Raw genomic sequence first — 16,540 nt, forward strand, 5'->3', positions numbered from 1 at the left:
GGCCGGACAAGTAAACATAATATAAAAGTTGTTGCCTGTAATGGCCTTTGAAAGAAACACAACCGACTTACGGCGGAGGTAAAAATGCGTAACAAGATAAAGGACAAGCAAATGCAGCGAGAAAAACATGCCCGGCACATTAACATACTGGGCATTATGCGCCGGAGTTTTACCCTTATTGAGCTGCTCGTTGTGATCGCTATTATTGCAATCCTGGCCTCCATGCTGCTGCCGGCTTTGAATCAGGCGCGGGAGAAGGCGCGGTCGGCGAGCTGTGTTTCCAACCTGAAACAGGTCGGAATGGCCCTGACATTTTACGCCGACAACAACAATGGGGCGGTGGTCAAATACCTGACAAGGGAAGGTATCGGAATCGACTGGGATTCCGCGCTGCTGGGCTGGAAGTATGCGGATTCCGGAAACGGAGAAAAGATCGACCTCGCTTACTACGGTTTTCCGGCACTGATCAGCGCCGAAAACGTGCTGACCCGCTGCCCGTCGTCGATGCCGGAAAATCCGCCGCGCAGCCGCCACGCCTACGGGATGCTGGAAGTGACCTACTGCGGCAACTGGGATGCGATCAAAGACCGGGTCGGCAATATCGACGGCAGAATCACCGGGAGTGAAAAATATATCCGCATCTACAATTTCAAACAGCCTTCGCAGACCTTTTTCATCGCCGACACCGGTTTCCACGTCACCGATGAGACACGGCGCGGCTACTGCGGCAAGTCCTTCAAACACACGGAATTGGAGGATAACTGCGCAATCATGCTCCGCCACGGCGGCAAAGGCAGCGCGCTGTTCGGCGACGGACATGTCGACTCAATGAACAAAGGGGAGTTCAACACCACACTGAACGAGGTGACCTATGTGCTGGACAGCAACGGAGGGCCGCTGTAAATGATTCAAAAACTGCTTGCCGCCTGTGTGATCGCCGCCGGATGGAGCGTGGCTGCGTATGAACTCGCTCCCGAAAAACTGCAATGGGAGCTGACGCCGCATTGCAGGATCATGGAGCGGGACGGACGCCGCATCCTGACCGTACAGGTGCCGGAGGGAGCCAACGATATCCGGGGACGCAACTGCGCATTCGCCAAGATCGACCTGACGCCGTTTCAGGAGGGGATCTTCGAGTGTTCGGTACTGTTCCGGGGCAAGGCGGTGAAGGCGGCGGACGAGTGGTTTCCGGGCGTGTCGTTTTCTTTCTATTTCAAGGATGAAGCCACTGGGCAGGAGGAGTGGCCGGGCATCGCCCGCGTGCTCGGCACATTCGGCTGGAAGAGCGGCGCATTCTCCGAGAACATCCCGAAAGGGGCGAAAACCGGCATCCTGCGGCTCGGAATCGAGAACGCCTCCGGCGAAGCGGAGTTCGACCTTTCCACCCTGAAAATCAGCACGCCGGACCCGCTGCTCAAAGAAAAAGGCGAGACGCTCTCGGCGGCGGACGCGGCGGAATTCGACCGGATGAAACGCCGGATCACCGATTCGCTGCTGTCGAAGCGCGCGGAAAATGAGAAGAGAATCCAAGCTGACCTCGCGCTGCTGCGCCCGGACGGCAGTTTCAGCGATGTCGATTACCGCGACACCAACCGCTCCGCGTGGAAAACCTCCCGGCATTTGAATTACACCATCGAACTGGCCCGCGCATGGGCGAAGCCCGGCCATCCCCGTTACCACGACCGGGAAGTCGGCGAAGCGGTTCGCAAAGCGGTCGGTTACTGGAGCCGGAACAAATTCCAGAACAGCAACTGGTGGTGGAACGACATGTTCGTACCGCAGAAGATGGGTGAAATCCTGCTGATGGCCGATCCGCTCTTCCCGGAGGGGCCGGAGCGCGAGGCCGCTCTGGACGTCTGCCGCCAGGCGATGCTGCTGCACCGTTACACCGGCAACAACCGGGTGTTCATCGCCGCGAATATCTTCTACCGGGCGCTGCTCGAACGCAACGAGCGAGCGCTTTCCGTTGCCGCCGGGGCGCTCTCCGAGGAGATCCGCATGGCGCCGGTCGAAAACAAGAGCGACTGGTCGTTCGGCGGCATCCGGGCGGACGGCTGCTACCACCAGCACGGGCCGCAGATCCAGTTCGGCAACTACGGCTGCGAATTTTTCAACAACATCGCCTACTGGGCGAATATCTGGCAGGGTACCCGCTGGGAGCTTGACGCTGCGCAATGGGAAGTGATGCGCCTGCTCGCGTTCGACGGCTTCCGCTGGGTGCTGTGGCGCGGCGAAATGGACCTGCTGGCCGGAGGGCGGCAGTTGGGGCGCGGCTTCGCCTCCTCGCGGGGCCGGAGTGTGCTGAATGCGCTTGAGGGGCTGAAAAAAGCCGATCCGGGCGATAAAGCCCCCTATGACGAGGTGCTGCAAAGCAACCGGAACGGTGAAAATGCGCTGGTCGGCACCCGCCACTTCTGGAACTCCGATTACACGGTGCACCGCCGCCCCGGCTGGTATGCGTCCGTGCGGATGAATTCAACCCGCGTCTGCCCGATCGAGGACAATGTGAACTGGGACAACGCACTGGGGCGCTATCTCTCCGACGGCGTCTGCCTGGTGATGCGCACCGGCGGCGAATACCGCGAAATCACCCCGTGCTGGGACTGGACCCGCCTGCCGGGCGGCACCCTGCCGAAAACCCCGGTTTACACGCAAAAGGAGAGCATCGCCGTGAACCTGAAATCCGGCGGCAGATATCCGCGCTGGACCCACAGTCGGAAGTGGCGTTATCTCGGCACCACCGATTTCACCGGCGCCGTCACCGACGGCAGGTGCGCCGCGGCAGTCTATACGATGAACATCGACGGCGTGAAAGCGAAAAAAGCCTACTTTTTCGACAGCGACTCGGTCCGGCAACTGGTCTGCGGCATCGATTCGACCAGTCCCTTTGAAGTCGCCACCACCGTAAACAGCTGCCTCCGCAACGGCGAAATCCGGCAGGGGCCGGGCTGGTTCTGGCACGACGGCATCGGCTACCGGAGCAGCGGCATGAAGCTGGCCACGGGGATGCGCGAAGGCGACTGGCGCTATCTGGAGGGCGGGCTTTCCGATCCGATGCCGGTCAGCAAGGAGCTCTTCACGCTGTCGATCGAACACGGCCTTGCACCGCGCGGCGCCTCCTGCGAATACACGATCCTGCCGGGGGCGACTCCCGAAGCGACCGCCGCGTGGCGGGGCGGCAAAACGCTCGCCAACACGCCGCAGCTTCAGGCGGTGGAGCTGCGGGACGGGCGGACCGGGGCGGTGTTTCACGCTCCGGGCAGGCTCGGCGCGTTCCAGACCGATTCGCCCGGCGTATTCCTGATCGGAAAAAAGGAGGTGTGGGCCGCCGATCCTGCCGCCCGGCTGAACCGGATGAAGCTGACGCTAGGCGGCGTCGCCAGGGAGGTTCCCCTGCCCGGCGGAGAACTGGCCGGACGCAGCGTCAGGGTGGAATTCTGAAATCGCGGCCGGCTCCATAATTTTTCCTGAAAAAAATCGGAAAAGCGGGTTGTGAAAACCGGGTTTTCGGGTTATAATACCGTTTATGAAAATCATGTTTCTTTCACGATAAGAGGACCCCCGAAAATGCCTTCCGATTTTGTACATCTGCATTTGCACACCCACTACAGCATGCTTGACGGCGCATGCACCGTCAAAGGGCTGCTTCAGCTCGCCCAGGAACACGAGATGAACGCGATGGCGATCACCGACCATGGCTATATGGGCGGGGTCGAGGAATTCCACCAGGTGCTCTCCGGCGCCGGGATCAACCCGATCATCGGCGTCGAAGCCTACGTCGCCCCCGGCGACATGCGCGATTTCGACTCGAACAAGCCTTTCAACCGCGGCGGTTTCCACCTGATCCTGCTCTGCGAGAACGAGGACGGGTATTCGAGTCTCTGCAAGATGATGTCCGCCGCCAACAAGGACGGGTTCCACTACAAGCCCCGGATCGACAAGGAGCTGATGCGTCAGTACCACAAGGGGCTGATCTGCACCAGCGCCTGCATCGGCGGCGAGATTTCGCAGTACTATCTGCAGGGCGACGTCAAACGCGCCGAACAGGCGCTCGGCGAATATCTCGACATCTTCGGCCGCGACAACTTCTTCATCGAGCTGATGGATCACGGCATGGAGGAGGAACGTAAATGCAACAAATTCCTGGTCGAACTCGCGAAGAAGAACGACCTGCGGCTGATCGCGACCAACGACGTGCACTATATGCGCAAGGAGGATGCCGAGGCGCATGAGATCATGCTCTGCATCCAGACCGGCGCACGGCTGGCGGAGAAGCACTTCCGCTTCCCGGCCCCCGAATTCTACTTCAAAAGCGAAGCGGAGATGAAGGAGCTGTTCCGGGAACTGCCGGAGTCGATCACCAACACCCGGCTGATCGCGGAGCGGTGCAGCATGAAGTTCCACTATGTGCCGGAGGTCAACCACTATCCGAAGTTCTACATGCCGGACGGCCGCCTCGCCGACCGCAACGACCTGCGCGAAGTCTGCTACGACAACATGGAGTACCGCTACGGCTTCGATCCGCGCAAGACTCCCGAACTCGACGACCGCCAGAAAAAGATCCTCGAACGCATGGAGTACGAACTCGGCGTGATCGAAAAAACCGGCTTCATCAGCTACTTCTTCGTGGTGTCGGACTTCATCCGCCACGCGAAGGGGCAGGATATCCCGGTGGGGCCGGGACGCGGTTCGGGCGCCGGTTCGCTGGTCGCCTACCTGACGCGGATCACCGACATCGACCCGCTGCGGTTCAACCTCTTCTTCGAGCGCTTCCTGAACCCGGAGCGCGTCAGCCCGCCGGACTTCGACGTGGACTTCTGCGAACGCCGCCGCGGCGAAGTGATCGACTATGTGCGCGGCCGCTACGGCTTCGACAGCGTCGCGCAGATCTGCACCTACGGCCAGCTCAAGGCGAAGGCGGTGGTCAAGGACGTCGCCCGCGTGCTCGGCTGCGACTTTGAATTCGGCAACCGCCTGTCGAAGATGATTCCGGAAGACCCCAAGATGACGCTGGACAAGGCCGTCGAGCAGAACAAGGAGCTCGCCGAGAAGATCGAAACCGACCCGATGATCGCAAAGGTGTGGAAATTCGCGAAGGTTCTGGAGGGGCTGAACCGCCAGACCGGCATCCACGCCGCGGGCGTGATCATCGGCGACCAGCGGCTGGACAACCTCGTGCCGCTGGCCCGGAGCGCTTCCGACAGCATGGTCGTGCCGTTCCCGGCGCATCCGTGCGAGGAACAGGGGCTGCTGAAGATGGACTTCCTCGGCCTCAAGACGCTGACCATCATCAAAGACGCGCTCGACATGATCAAAAAGGATTACGGGATCGTGATCGACACGATGAAAATCCCGCTGGACGACCCGAAAACCTTCGAGATGCTGCAGCGCGGCGACACGGTCGCGGTGTTCCAGCTGGAATCCGGCGGCATGCAGAACCTCTGCCGCTCGTTCGGCGTGGAAACGCTTGAACACATCATCGCGCTCCTGGCGATCTACCGCCCCGGCCCGATGCAGTTCATCCCGGACTTCATCCGCCGCAAGAAGGGCGAGGAAAAGATCATCTACGACCATCCGCTGATGGAGGACTGCCTGAAGGAAACCTACGGCATCATGCTCTATCAGGAGCAGATCATGCAGGTGGTGCAGGTGCTGGCCGGATTCACCCTCGGCGGCGCGGACATCCTGCGGCGCGCGATCGGCAAAAAGAAAGTCGACGTGCTGGCCAAGCAGAAGGAGAAGTTCTTCAAGGGCTGCAAGGAGACCAACAACATCGACGAAAAGCTGGCCGACCAGATCTGGGAGAAGATCAAATTGTTCGCCGGTTACGGCTTCAACAAGTCGCACTCGGCGGCATACGGCTTCGTCTGCTACCAGACGGCGTACCTCAAGGCGAACTACCCGGTGCAGTTCATGGCGGCGATCCTGAACGGCGAAATCGAGTCCGCCGAGCGCATCGCCTTCATGATCAACACCTGCAAGGAGATGGGGATCAACGTGCTGCCGCCGGACGTGAATTCGTCGGACATCCGTTTTTCGACCGACAACGGCAACATCCGTTTCGGACTCGGCGCGATCAAGGGCGTCGGCGAAGTCGCGGCAAGCCAGATCATCGAAAGCCGTCAGAAAGACGGCAAATTCGAAACCTTCCTCGATTTCTGCGAGCGCTGCGGCTCCAACGTGAACTCCCGGATGCTCGAACACCTGACCCGCGCCGGAGCGCTCGACGGCCTCGGGTTGCGCCGCAGCCAGATTCTGGCGATCGCGGAGCCGATGATGGCGTTCGCCGCCGGACGGGCCAGGGACCGCGCCGCCGGACAAGGCTCGCTGTTCGACCTGCTCGACGGCGGGGATGCTGACGACGCCTGTTCCGTGCCGATTCCGGACATCCCGGAATTCGACAAGGAAGACATCCTCAAAAGCGAAAAAGAGCTGCTCGGCTTCTACGTGACCGGCCATCCGCTCGACCCGTATGCGGAGCTGGTTCGGACCTATTCGACCGTGCCGATCCGTTCGCTGGAGGAACTGAACGACAACGCGCAGATCCGCATTGCGGGCATGGTCAACACCTTCACCCAGAAGTTAAGCAAGAACTCCGGCAAGCAGTTCGGCATCCTGCTGCTGGAGGATCTCGACGCCTCCTGCGAGTGCATGATCTACGAACGGGCGCTGAATGCGCTGACCGAAGCGAACGTCGATATGTCGCCCGGAACCCCGCTGCTGCTGGAAGCCACCGTCAGCAAGCGTGACGAACAGGAAAAACCGCGCGTGATCGTGGACAAGGTGACGCCGCTTGCGGAAGCCCCGGCCACCCTCACCGAAAAGCTGCATATCCATCTCTACGCCGATCAGGTAAAGAGTGAAACGCTGCGCGAGCTGGCCAAGGCGTGTTTTGAAATTCCCGGCGATACCCTGCTCGTGACCTGCGTGGTGGGCAAGGACGACTCTGTGACATTCATCGAAAGCCGCCGTCAGGAGATCACGGTCACGCACGAATTGCTGACCACGATCGACCGGCTGCTCGGTCCCGGCCACTACCGGTTGAAAGCGACGCCGTACAATCCGCGTCCGCGCCGGATGTGGAACCGCGACAAGGAAGCGGCTCCCGCCGGAGAAGAAAAGAAAGCGTAAAATCGGCAGCCCGGCAACTCCGACGCGCAGAGATGAATCTCTGCACGCCGGAACCGCGTGCGATTTTCAAATGCGCCCGGCGGGCAACAGCTTTCGGGTGCAACAGTCAGAAGCTGTCGGCTTCGCGCACCATGCGGCGGTACTTCGCAAAAATCGGAGCCTTCGCAATGAAGCCGTGGAAAATGCCGTCCGCATCGCAGACCGGCAGGTAATTCAGGTTGTATTTTTCGAAGTTGGCCATCGCCCAGCCGAGATCGTCGTCCGGCGAAACCATCCCGTGCGGCGGGTCCATCAGGTCGAACACCACCAGCAGCTCATACACTTTCGGATTGAGCATCACCGCCAGGATTTTCTCCAGGTGAACCACGCCGAGCAGCTTGCCGCTGTCATCCAGCACCGGAAAAATCTCCTCCGGCGTGCGCTCGACCAGTTCGATCACCTTCTTCAGCGGATCGCGCAGCTTCAGCACATGATAATTCCGCATCAGGTTCAGCCGCACCGGCAGCCGGCGCAACATCGTCAGGTCGCGGTCCTCGCTCAGGAGGTTGCTCTCCGCCAGCGCCTTGCGATAGATCGAATTGGGTTCGAAAAGCCGCGCGGTGAACCACGCCACCGAGGAGACGATCATCAGCGGCACCAGCAGGATATAACTCCCCGTCACCTCCGCGATCAGGAAGATGCCGGTCAGCGGAGCGCGCATCACCGCCGTGAAAACCCCGCACATGCCCACCGCGACGAAGTTGTACTCCTGAAGCTGGATCAGCCCGGTCAGGTTCACAACCCGGGCGAACACGAATCCGGCAAACGCGCCGATGAACATCGACGGCGCGAAGATGCCGCCGTCGCCGCCGGCGTCCACCGTCAGCACCGAAACCACCACCTTGAGCAGCAGCACCACGACCAGCAGCAAAACCAGAATACCGGTTTCCGACGGAATCCAGTGCAGCAGCGGCGAGGACGCGACCAGCCCGGCGGTATCCCCGGCGAACAGTTTCTCGATATACAAATACCCCTGCCCGCGCATCATCGGGAACAAGAGCAGCAGCACGCACAACACGCTTCCGCCGACAAACAGCCGCTGCCAGGCGTTGCGGAACTTGTGTTTCAGCCAGTCGCCGGTGAAATAGGCGGTCTTGATCACATACACGCCGACCAGAGCGCAGAAGATGCCGCAGAGGAAATAACAGGGGACCGCATTCGCCTGCCACGGCGCGTTGATCGCCAGAATGAACTGGGTGTCGCCCATGATCTGCCTCGAAACCACCGCCGCGACCGCGCTCGACATCATCATCGGCACCAGCGCGGAGACGCTGAATTCGGGCAGAAGCACTTCGGCCGCGAACAGCACGCCCGCGATGGGGCTGTCGAAGATCGCGGAGATCGCCGCCGCCGAACCGCACCCCAGCAGCAGCGAACGGTGCCGCCGGTCGATATGCAGGAAACTGGCGCTGTTCGCGCCGATCGCCGCGCCGGTCAGCACGCTCGGCGCCTCCAGACCGGCCGAACCGCCGAAGCCGACCGAAATCGCGCTCGACAGCATGTGGTTGATCATTTCGACGGCGGGAATATTGGTCCGTTTCCGGTTCAGCGCGAGAATCAGCGGGCTGAGGCTTTTCGCATAGCGCGGCCCGCCGAGGAACCGCTGGACCACGAAAGAGCCGAGCAATCCCAGCATCGGCAGGATGAAGAGCACGGCGAACCATGCGTATTCATGGACCTGTTTCGGCGCCTGTGTGAGCCATATTCCGAACAACTCCAGCTTCACCACCAGCGTGTGAAGCAGCGCCGCCGCGACCGCGGCCACGCCGCCGATGCAGATCGCCAGCACGACGATCAGGCTGCGTTCTCCCCAGCGAGTCTGCCAGAAGCGCACCGCCCGCAGAATGCCCCGGCGGTGAATCCGCAGAAATATTCTTTTCCACCGTAAGGCAACCACGACTCCGATCCCTGCTTTTCAATCCGTAATTTTCACTCTCTTTACTATACCATGAAATCGCCGCCAATACCACCCATTGCAAAGAAAATTGCGCCAAATCGGAAATATCCGCCCGCTTTCTGCTCCCTCTCCGAACAACCGCCCTTCCCCCGCCGGCTTGACAATCCCGCCGAACGGTGGTATACTTGGCTGCGTCACATCTGAAACAAGAGGATTCATGAGCGAAAACAGTCTGCTGTTCTCCTATGCCGGGCACTACTGCGGCAGTACTCCCGTGCCCCGTCACTCCCACCGGGGCACGGAGCTGGTGCTGGTCATCGCCGGAAGCTGCGTGACCGAATTCGACGGCGGCGTTTCGCTGGCGGCCCGGCCGGGCACCGTGTACATCACGCCGCCGGAACTCGCCCATACCCAGAACAACACTCCCGACTGCGAGACGCTGTATGCGGTCATGGAGCTTTCCGGCCCCGGCTTCGACAACCGGCTGCGGAGCATCGAAACCGGCGACGACCCGGTGCTGCGCCAGTGGTTCGCCCAATTGCAGCTGCTGAACCGGGATTACCTGCTCGATCAGGCTTCGGCTCTGCTGCTGGCGGTCTGGGCCAGACTGCGCCACTTCGAGGCCCGCAGCGACCGGGCCCGCACTCTTCATCCCGGTTTGCAGACTGCGGTGGATTACATCGAGCGGCACTATATGGACGACTTTTCCATCTCCGAACTGGCCGCCCGCTCCGGGGTCAGCCAGAGCCATCTGAACGCCCTGTTCCGCCGCGCGTTCGGCACGGGGGCGCAGAGCTACCTGACCGCCGCCCGGATGCGCTGCGCCCGGCGGCTGCTGCTGAACCCCTACTACAACATCGCCGACGTCGCGCAGCACGCCGGTTTCCGCGAAGCGAACTACTTCACCCGCCTTTTCCGGCGGTTCCACGGCGTGACGCCCGGCGAATACCGCCGCAATCCCTCCGCCTCCGCCGACCGGGCCAGAATGGAGCCGCAGCTCAACGCGGCAGCAGTTTCAGGAACCCCATCCGCCCCGGCGAACGGTGGGGGCGGCCGAACACCGTCGGCGACCAGCTGACCGCGGCCGACCGGTTTTCACCCGAACAATCCAGCCGCACGAAATTCGCGCGCAGCGTCATGCCCGGCGCGAACTGCCGCCTGCCGCTCCGGCGCAGCAGCTCCGGCGCGGGAATCGCCAGCTCGGTGAACCAGCCGGAGCCGTCCGCCAGTTTTCCGCCGGCGAACCGGAGTCCCCGGATGTCGCAGCAGATATCGTCCCAGATATTGTTCCAGTCCGTCAGATAGCCGTCCTCGTCGGGAACGTTGTTGAAGCCGGTGAACAGATAGTTCACATCCCGCGCCAGTCCGGCGGCGTTCTGCTGGATTTCAAAGAACTGCCGGTGATCGCCGGTGCCGTCGATGAAGGTCTCCGCCACGTCTCCCGCGTGCAGCGCGTCGTCATGCTTCTCCCCGGCGGTCACGATCCGGTCGTCTTTACACAGGAAAGCGATGTAGATGAATGTTTCATCATAAGCCAGCAGAACCGTCGTCGGCCGCGTCGCCCAGTAATCCCCGAACCGCTGATTCAGCGGCTCGGCGGCAAGTACGATCCGCGCGGCGTTTTTCCAACCCGGATCGCCCGGCTTCCCGTCGATTGCGATCTTCCCCTGCCGGAACGGCACCTCCGCCGACGGCACCGCCGGAGCGGCCCAGCCGGCCGCCGCCAGCAACAGCCCGGTAAAAATTCCCGCCAGGCGCATATTCCCCCCTCCCGGTTTACAGTGCATTTTCCGGCCTCAGGCACTGTTGCGTGAAGGAGTTCACCAGTTCGATCGAACTGACGATCCGGCGCGCGTATTCCGCGGAGATGGAACGCCGTTCCCGGATCGCCCGCCGGAATACGCCCCACTGGTAGGCCCCGGAATGTTCCGCCGTGTCGATCTCCGCTTCGCGCAGGATGCGCTCTTTGCCGCCCCCCTTCCCCATCAAGGTCAGCCGGCAGACGCCCTCCGGGTCGTGCGACAGCGCGCGCCACACCGTGCCGCGTTCATAATTGATCAGCAGCCGGTTCGCATAGGGCTTGCCGTCGTCGACCCGGAACGAAGCCGCCACGCAGCCCAGCGCGCCGTTTGCGAACGAGATGCCGAGCATCGCGTTATCGGCGGTCGGTCTTCCGGTCGCAATCCGGCTCTGCATGATACGGCAATCGACCGGTTCGCCGCACAGCTCCACCAGATCGTTGATACCGTAGATGCCCAGCCGGAACAGCGGCGCGGCGGGACAGCGGGCCGGATCGTCCATCCAGCTGCCGTCGGCCTTTTCGTGATAGCAGGCGTGAGTCTCCCAGAAGGCGCTGACCGGTTCGCCGAGGTCGAACTCCCGGCGCCACTCCATGATCAGGCGCTGGTCGGGAGCCGGTTCGGGGCCTGGAGAGTTCAGGTGAAGCACCAGCTTCCGGCTCCGGGCCAGCTCCAGAACCTCCGCCGCGGCTTCCGGGTCGTCCTCGAAGGGCTTGGTCGTCATCACCGCCTTGCCGGCGCGCAGGATCGCGCCGATCAGCTCCGCCCGGCGGTGCGGCGGCGTATAAAGTCCGACAGCTTCAACGCTCTCATCCGCCAGAATCTCGTCGAGATCGCGGTAGACCCGCGCCCCCGATTCCGCCGCGCACCCCGCGCTCCGTTCCGGGTCGGGATCGCAGATTCCGGCCAATTCGATATCGGCGGAACCGCGCGGCCCCCGCAGTTCATTCACAATATGCCAGCCGAATCCCAGGCCGGCCACCGCAAGTCTGATACGTGTATCCTTCATGATAACCACCGGATGTTGTTCTTTCAATGCCCTATCGATAATTATGACACAAGATACGGAAAAAAGCAAACAGTTATTGTAAAAATATTTAAAAAATCGGATATTCAAACTCAAAAATATCAAAACAATTGTTTGATTCACACTTGCAATCCTCCGAAAACCGGTTATATTGGGGACAGTGGGATTGCGTATTCGGCGCTTCAGGCCGGTTCAACAAGAACAGAAAGTGGAATAAAATGAAAAATCTCGTGTTTGCCCTCTCGCTGTTGCTGACACTCCCCGCCCTCGCCCGCGACTACTTCAAAGTCGACTTCAACGACGCGAAGCCGGAGGAGAAACCGGCGGTACAGCCTTACAACCGCAACACCGGCTCCACCGCGCCGACCAAGCTCTCCGAGCTGGAGCCGGGGCTGGTCAAAGTGATCGAAAAGACCGCGACCCTGACCGAGCGCCCGCTGCTCTTCAACCTCGGCCTCAGCAGCTCCCCCGCCACGGAGCTGGTGTTCGACGGCGGCAACAATCTGGTGACCTCCGGGACCGTATTGATCGACTTCGACGTGGAACCGGTCAGCTACAAGCCGACTTCGGACGGCAGAATCGAAACCGCGTTCAGCATCCGCGTGACCGGCAACAGCGGCATCGACATCGCCTCGATCGTATTCGCCGCGACGAAACCGGATTCGGGCGCGATGGCGCTGTTTCCGATCGGCGGCCCCAAGGTGGACCTCGGCAGCTATGAACTCGGCAAGCTCTACAAATTCGCGCTGGCGCTGGATCTCACCGCCGGCGAACTCACGGTCGGCATCAACGGCGAAATCAGGGCGGACAAGGTGAAAATCAACGCCGCCAACGCCTACCGGCTGCTCCGGTTCCGCTCCGGGCAGGCGCTCGGCGGGCGCGACGGCGCATTGACCGTGGCGCTGGACAACATCCACATCTACGACCGGCAGTAACTCCCAGGAAAGCGAAACTATGAAACCCGGAAAATCTCTTCTCCTCCTGTGCGCCGCGCTGCTGACCGGCACAGTATGCGCCGCCGCCGACGCCCCGGCGAAAAAGATCGTCGTCGCCTGCTGCGGCGACAGCATCACCCAGGGAGTCGGCGTGGCCGACCCGGCCCGTGAAAGCTACCCCGCCGTGCTGCAGAAACTGCTCGGCGACAACTACACGGTGCTGAATTTCGGCGTCGGCGGCCGCGCCCTGCTGCGCAAGAAAGACCCGTATTCCATCGGGAACGGGCTTAATTCCAAGCCCGACATCGTGATCATGGCGCTCGGCACCAATGATGCGCGCGAGGAAAACTGGAAACAGTTCGGCCATGAATTCGTCGGCGACTACAAGAACCTGATCAACCAGTTCCGCACCCGGCTGAGCCGGGAACCGGAAATTTTCGTGGCGGTGCCGCCGCCGATTTTCGCCGACCGCTGGCAGCTCCGGAATGTGATCCTCAATGAAAAGATCATCCCCGCGATCCGGCAGGTCGCGAAAGAGACCGGCGTGACGCTGATCGACTTCAATACGCCGATGCTCGGTCTGCGCAAGGACTTTCCGGACGGCGTACACCCCAATGCTTCGGCCGCCGCCAAACTCGCCGAAGCTGCCGCCAAGGCGATCCGCGAATCGCAGGCGGCCAAACGGAAGCATTAAACCTGTCAGGAGATTTCCATGAGCAAACGTGTCGATGCCCTGAAAGAAAAACTGCGGCAACGCATCGTATCGGGAGCCGCCGGTTACCGGGAAGGACTCCCCAGCCTGCGCGAACTGATGCAGCTTTTCGGGGAGTCGCACCACGTGGTCAACTCCGCCCTCAAGGCGCTGGAACGCGAAGGGATTCTGCTCTGCCAGCCCTACAAAGGCTTTCAGGTCGCCCGGCCCTATGCGGCTCCGGCCCCGGTCCGGTCCGCCGCGGAGCTGAATGTGATCATTCTGGAAGAAAATATCTGGCAGATTGATTTCTGGTGCTGGGTGGTCAAGCAGTTTGAGCTGCATCACGGCGACTGCCGCCTCTCGCCGCGCTTCCTGACCGATGAAGCCGCCGTAATCGAATTCCTGGGCCGGCGTCCGCCGGACGAACCGGCGGTCGTGGTCCACGCCACCGACGCGATCGTCAATGCCGGGCCGACCATCCCGCGCCCGGAAATCGCCCGCCAGCTCGGGCATCCGCTGCCGCTGGCGGAGCTGCTGCCGGGGCTGCTGGACCCGCTGCACGCTTTCAGCATCCCCTACCAGATTCAGCCGCCGCTGCTCTATTACTCCCGCGAAAAAGAGATCTCCGGCTACGACTGGCGGGCGGGTTATCCCGCCTTCCTCGACTGGCTGGAGCACAACTGCGCGCCGGGGCGTTTCGCCCCGCTGAACATTCCGCTGGTGATGGGGGCGCTGGGCATGGAAGGGCTGATCCTCCACACCCGGCCGGAAATCCGCGCCAAGCTCGAATTCCTGCAGAACATCTTCGAACGTTTCCGGGACAACCGCTTCTTCAATCTGCACCTCCCCTCCGGCCGTTTCGCCGACCTGAAGCAGCTGGCGGCAGGCGGTTTGGACTACACGCTGCGCGGTTCGTTCTGCGCCGGCGCCGCCGGGCTGCCGGAAAGCGCCGGGCGCATCGGTCTGGTGCCTCCTCCGGTCCAGCCGGACGGACGGCTGATCCAGCCGGTTCCGTATGCGGTGATCGCGGGCAACCGCTGCACTTCGGCGGCGGCCCGTTTCGTGGAATTTCTGCTCTCCGACGAGGTGCAGCGCACCATGATGCAGCGTTGCCTGGGGCTCTCCCCGCTGGACCGCATCCTGCGGGCCGCCGAAGCCGAACCGGCCGGGTATCCCTTCGACATCGCCCCGGTGATCCGCTACGTCCGGCAGGAGTATCCCAAATCGCTCCCCGGCCAGATTTACCAGCCGGAATCCGACTACGATTTCCTGATCGAAACCCTGACCGACCGCATGGTCCTGCCGCTGTTGACCGGCGCCGCGGACCGTCGGAACAGCAAGCGGATGATCGACGAACTCGAAGAACTTTTCCTCGCCCGCGCCGCGCAGCTCCGTCCCGAGCTGAACCGGAACCGCCTCCGCAGCCAGCTCCTGACCGGAGCCTGATTCCGGGCCGGGAGCGCGAAAATCCATCTCCGCTTTCAAGTCGCACGTCAGTTTTATACTCGGCTTTGCATGACGTTAGAAACAGGCAAGCTGCCCGGAGGGTAGTGAGCACGGGATTGGCGGCCTGCGGATGGCTCCGGGGGACGTCGCGCACGTCCCCCGGACCCCCTCGCCGGTGGCGGAGGCCGGTCTGGTTGCGGAGCACTTCCGCTCGCGGGCGCGGCTTCGCCGCTTACTTGTCCGCCTGCGGCGGCCAACCCTTCATCGCCCGCGTTGCGGGCTACGCCAGGGGGGCTTCGCTCACTACGTTCGGCTTCGTCACTACCGTTCCTCGTTACTTGCCAAGGGCAAGTAATTCCCTCACATTCGTTCGCGGCGCTGACCGCGCTTGTTGTGCGCCGCGAAAGTGGTTACGGAGACCAACCTTTGCTTGCCTGTGTCAGACGCCGCACTCCCCCCCCGGAGGGGCATTGGCGTGCGCACCCGGCAGCGGCACCTTGCCGTGCCGTTTACGGCAGGCGGCGGAGCGCCTCCGCCGCGGCGGGCCATTCATTCTCCGGCAGCGAAACAGCGGCGACATGGCGGCCCCTCGTCACATAAGCCACCTTTCCGTAGGAACGGTCGAACGCCTCGTCGGTCGGCTGGTCGAACACCACCGCGTCAAGTCCACCCATTTTTCCGGCCTTCGCGCCGCGCCGCTTCATCAGCGCCTCCTTCACCCGCTTCGCCGCCTCCGGCGTTTCAAATTCCGCCAGTGTCACCGCGTTGCCGTAGGCGAGCCGGTGCAGCCCGTTGACCCATGCGGCGGGCGAAACATCGTTGTACACGCCGTCAGCCAGATATTTGATCCGCCACAGCTGTTTCGGTTCCGCACCGCCCCACTCCAGCCACGCGCGGTATTCGACGCCGTCGGGCTGGGTGTATCCGGCCAGCGTCAGCGGGCCGATCCGGTCGGGAAAGGCCGGCGGCGGAACCGGAGAGGGCAGATAGTCCAGCAGCGAAGTTTCCGGCCGCTCCGGCGTTCCAACCGCGACAACTCCGTTGAGCAGTCCCTCCCGGAACGCGTTCAGCGCCGCGAGCACCCCGGCGTCGGAAGTGCCGGAAATCTTGACCACCACGGTCGTAAACGGATTGTTCTTCACCTTTTCCGAGTACAGGAACGGATTCCAGTCGCACTCCACATAGCCGATGTCGCCGCGCATCCGGCCGTAGCCGAGCCGGTAGAACTCCCGGTCGGCCGGCTCGACCTTCGCCTGATGCCCCCGGACCTTCGCCTGAAGCGGGTCCCGGTCGGGGCGGCCGATCACCACGAGGTGGTTGAACGCCGCCCGGTTGAACGCACTGTCCGGCAGCAGCGACACGCTTTCGGCCGCCTCCGCCTTTTCCCCGGCTCCGCAGGCGGCCAGCGCCGCGAGGGGGCGGGCGTTTTCCAACTTCAGCAGTTCCCGCGCGGCGGAAGCAACTTCCGGCGGCAGCGACGGATCGGTGCAGATCAGGATGTTCGGCTTCTCCGCCGCCACGGCCAGCAGGCCGCAGCAGAGGGCCGTCAGGATTGCAGAATATTTCATCATG

The 16,540-nt window shown here is 62.3% G+C and carries 11 protein-coding genes; 7 read left to right on the plus strand and 4 right to left on the minus strand.

Features of this window, described 5'->3' with window-relative positions:
- Positions 1–111: 111 nt before the first annotated feature.
- From C8D82_RS21415 to dnaE, 3 genes are all read left to right on the plus strand, one after another.
- Positions 112–903, plus strand: a complete 792-nt coding sequence (locus tag C8D82_RS21415) for a prepilin-type N-terminal cleavage/methylation domain-containing protein (RefSeq protein WP_165833193.1) — start codon at positions 112–114, stop codon at positions 901–903.
- Positions 904–3,441, plus strand: a complete 2,538-nt coding sequence (locus C8D82_RS18615; RefSeq protein ID WP_116885798.1) for a polysaccharide lyase family 8 super-sandwich domain-containing protein — start codon at positions 904–906, stop codon at positions 3,439–3,441.
- A gap of 126 nt (positions 3,442–3,567) precedes the next feature.
- Complete coding sequence (gene dnaE, locus C8D82_RS18620) at positions 3,568–7,131, plus strand: DNA polymerase III subunit alpha (RefSeq protein WP_133245290.1); 3,564 nt, start codon at positions 3,568–3,570, stop codon at positions 7,129–7,131.
- Between the two features lie 106 nt (positions 7,132–7,237).
- Here the strand turns inward: dnaE and C8D82_RS18625 are convergent, their stop codons facing one another.
- Positions 7,238–9,067 carry a chloride channel protein gene (locus C8D82_RS18625; protein WP_116885800.1) on the minus strand — a complete coding sequence of 610 codons (1,830 nt, stop codon included), beginning with the start codon at positions 9,065–9,067 and terminating at the stop codon, positions 7,238–7,240.
- A gap of 217 nt (positions 9,068–9,284) precedes the next feature.
- Here C8D82_RS18625 and C8D82_RS18630 point away from each other — a divergent pair, with 217 nt between their 5' ends.
- Positions 9,285–10,145 carry an AraC family transcriptional regulator gene (locus C8D82_RS18630; protein ID WP_116885801.1) on the plus strand — a complete coding sequence of 287 codons (861 nt, stop codon included), beginning with the start codon at positions 9,285–9,287 and terminating at the stop codon, positions 10,143–10,145.
- Here C8D82_RS18630 and C8D82_RS18635 read toward each other — a convergent pair.
- Together C8D82_RS18635 and C8D82_RS18640 are read right to left on the minus strand one after the other, a co-directional pair.
- A complete protein-coding gene (locus C8D82_RS18635; protein ID WP_116885802.1) occupies positions 10,066–10,827 on the minus strand; it encodes a carbohydrate-binding family 9-like protein in 762 nt (253 codons plus the stop codon). The genes C8D82_RS18630 and C8D82_RS18635 overlap by 80 nt on opposite strands.
- Before the next feature lie 16 nt (positions 10,828–10,843).
- A complete protein-coding gene (locus tag C8D82_RS18640) occupies positions 10,844–11,875 on the minus strand; it encodes a Gfo/Idh/MocA family protein (protein WP_116885803.1) in 1,032 nt (343 codons plus the stop codon).
- 236 nt (positions 11,876–12,111) lie between these two features.
- On the opposite strand from C8D82_RS18640, the gene C8D82_RS18645 reads away from it, so the two are divergent.
- From C8D82_RS18645 to C8D82_RS18655, 3 genes are read left to right on the plus strand one after another with little or no spacing between them, the layout of a single operon-like run.
- Positions 12,112–12,828 (plus strand): hypothetical protein, encoded by a 717-nt coding sequence (locus tag C8D82_RS18645; RefSeq protein WP_116885804.1) that lies wholly within the window; start codon positions 12,112–12,114, stop codon positions 12,826–12,828.
- Positions 12,829–12,847: 19 nt separating this feature from the next.
- Positions 12,848–13,522, plus strand: a complete 675-nt coding sequence (locus C8D82_RS18650) for a GDSL-type esterase/lipase family protein (RefSeq protein WP_116885805.1) — start codon at positions 12,848–12,850, stop codon at positions 13,520–13,522.
- An 18-nt stretch (positions 13,523–13,540) separates the two neighbouring features.
- Positions 13,541–14,968 carry a GntR family transcriptional regulator gene (locus C8D82_RS18655; RefSeq protein ID WP_116885806.1) on the plus strand — a complete coding sequence of 476 codons (1,428 nt, stop codon included), beginning with the start codon at positions 13,541–13,543 and terminating at the stop codon, positions 14,966–14,968.
- A gap of 509 nt (positions 14,969–15,477) precedes the next feature.
- Here C8D82_RS18655 and C8D82_RS18660 read toward each other — a convergent pair.
- Complete coding sequence (locus tag C8D82_RS18660; protein ID WP_116885807.1) at positions 15,478–16,539, minus strand: hypothetical protein; 1,062 nt, start codon at positions 16,537–16,539, stop codon at positions 15,478–15,480.
- Position 16,540: the final 1 nt, after the last annotated feature.

Origin of the sequence: Victivallis vadensis (assembly GCF_003096415.1) — a bacterium.
GTDB classification, from domain to species: domain Bacteria; phylum Verrucomicrobiota; class Lentisphaeria; order Victivallales; family Victivallaceae; genus Victivallis; species Victivallis vadensis.

What these genes read in the sequence shown, in the direction of transcription:
- C8D82_RS18615 (WP_116885798.1), top strand. Translation starts at nt 904, where the DNA reads ATGATTCAAAAACTGCTTGCCGCCTGTGTGATCGCCGCCGGATGGAGC.
- C8D82_RS18640 (WP_116885803.1), bottom strand. Translation starts at nt 11,875, where the DNA reads ATGAAGGATACACGTATCAGACTTGCGGTGGCCGGCCTGGGATTCGGC.
- C8D82_RS18645 (WP_116885804.1), top strand. Translation starts at nt 12,112, where the DNA reads ATGAAAAATCTCGTGTTTGCCCTCTCGCTGTTGCTGACACTCCCCGCC.
- C8D82_RS18635 (WP_116885802.1), bottom strand. Translation starts at nt 10,827, where the DNA reads ATGCGCCTGGCGGGAATTTTTACCGGGCTGTTGCTGGCGGCGGCCGGC.
- C8D82_RS18630 (WP_116885801.1), top strand. Translation starts at nt 9,285, where the DNA reads ATGAGCGAAAACAGTCTGCTGTTCTCCTATGCCGGGCACTACTGCGGC.
- C8D82_RS18650 (WP_116885805.1), top strand. Translation starts at nt 12,848, where the DNA reads ATGAAACCCGGAAAATCTCTTCTCCTCCTGTGCGCCGCGCTGCTGACC.
- C8D82_RS18655 (WP_116885806.1), top strand. Translation starts at nt 13,541, where the DNA reads ATGAGCAAACGTGTCGATGCCCTGAAAGAAAAACTGCGGCAACGCATC.
- C8D82_RS18660 (WP_116885807.1), bottom strand. Translation starts at nt 16,539, where the DNA reads ATGATGAAATATTCTGCAATCCTGACGGCCCTCTGCTGCGGCCTGCTG.
- C8D82_RS21415 (WP_165833193.1), top strand. Translation starts at nt 112, where the DNA reads ATGCAGCGAGAAAAACATGCCCGGCACATTAACATACTGGGCATTATG.
- dnaE (WP_133245290.1), top strand. Translation starts at nt 3,568, where the DNA reads ATGCCTTCCGATTTTGTACATCTGCATTTGCACACCCACTACAGCATG.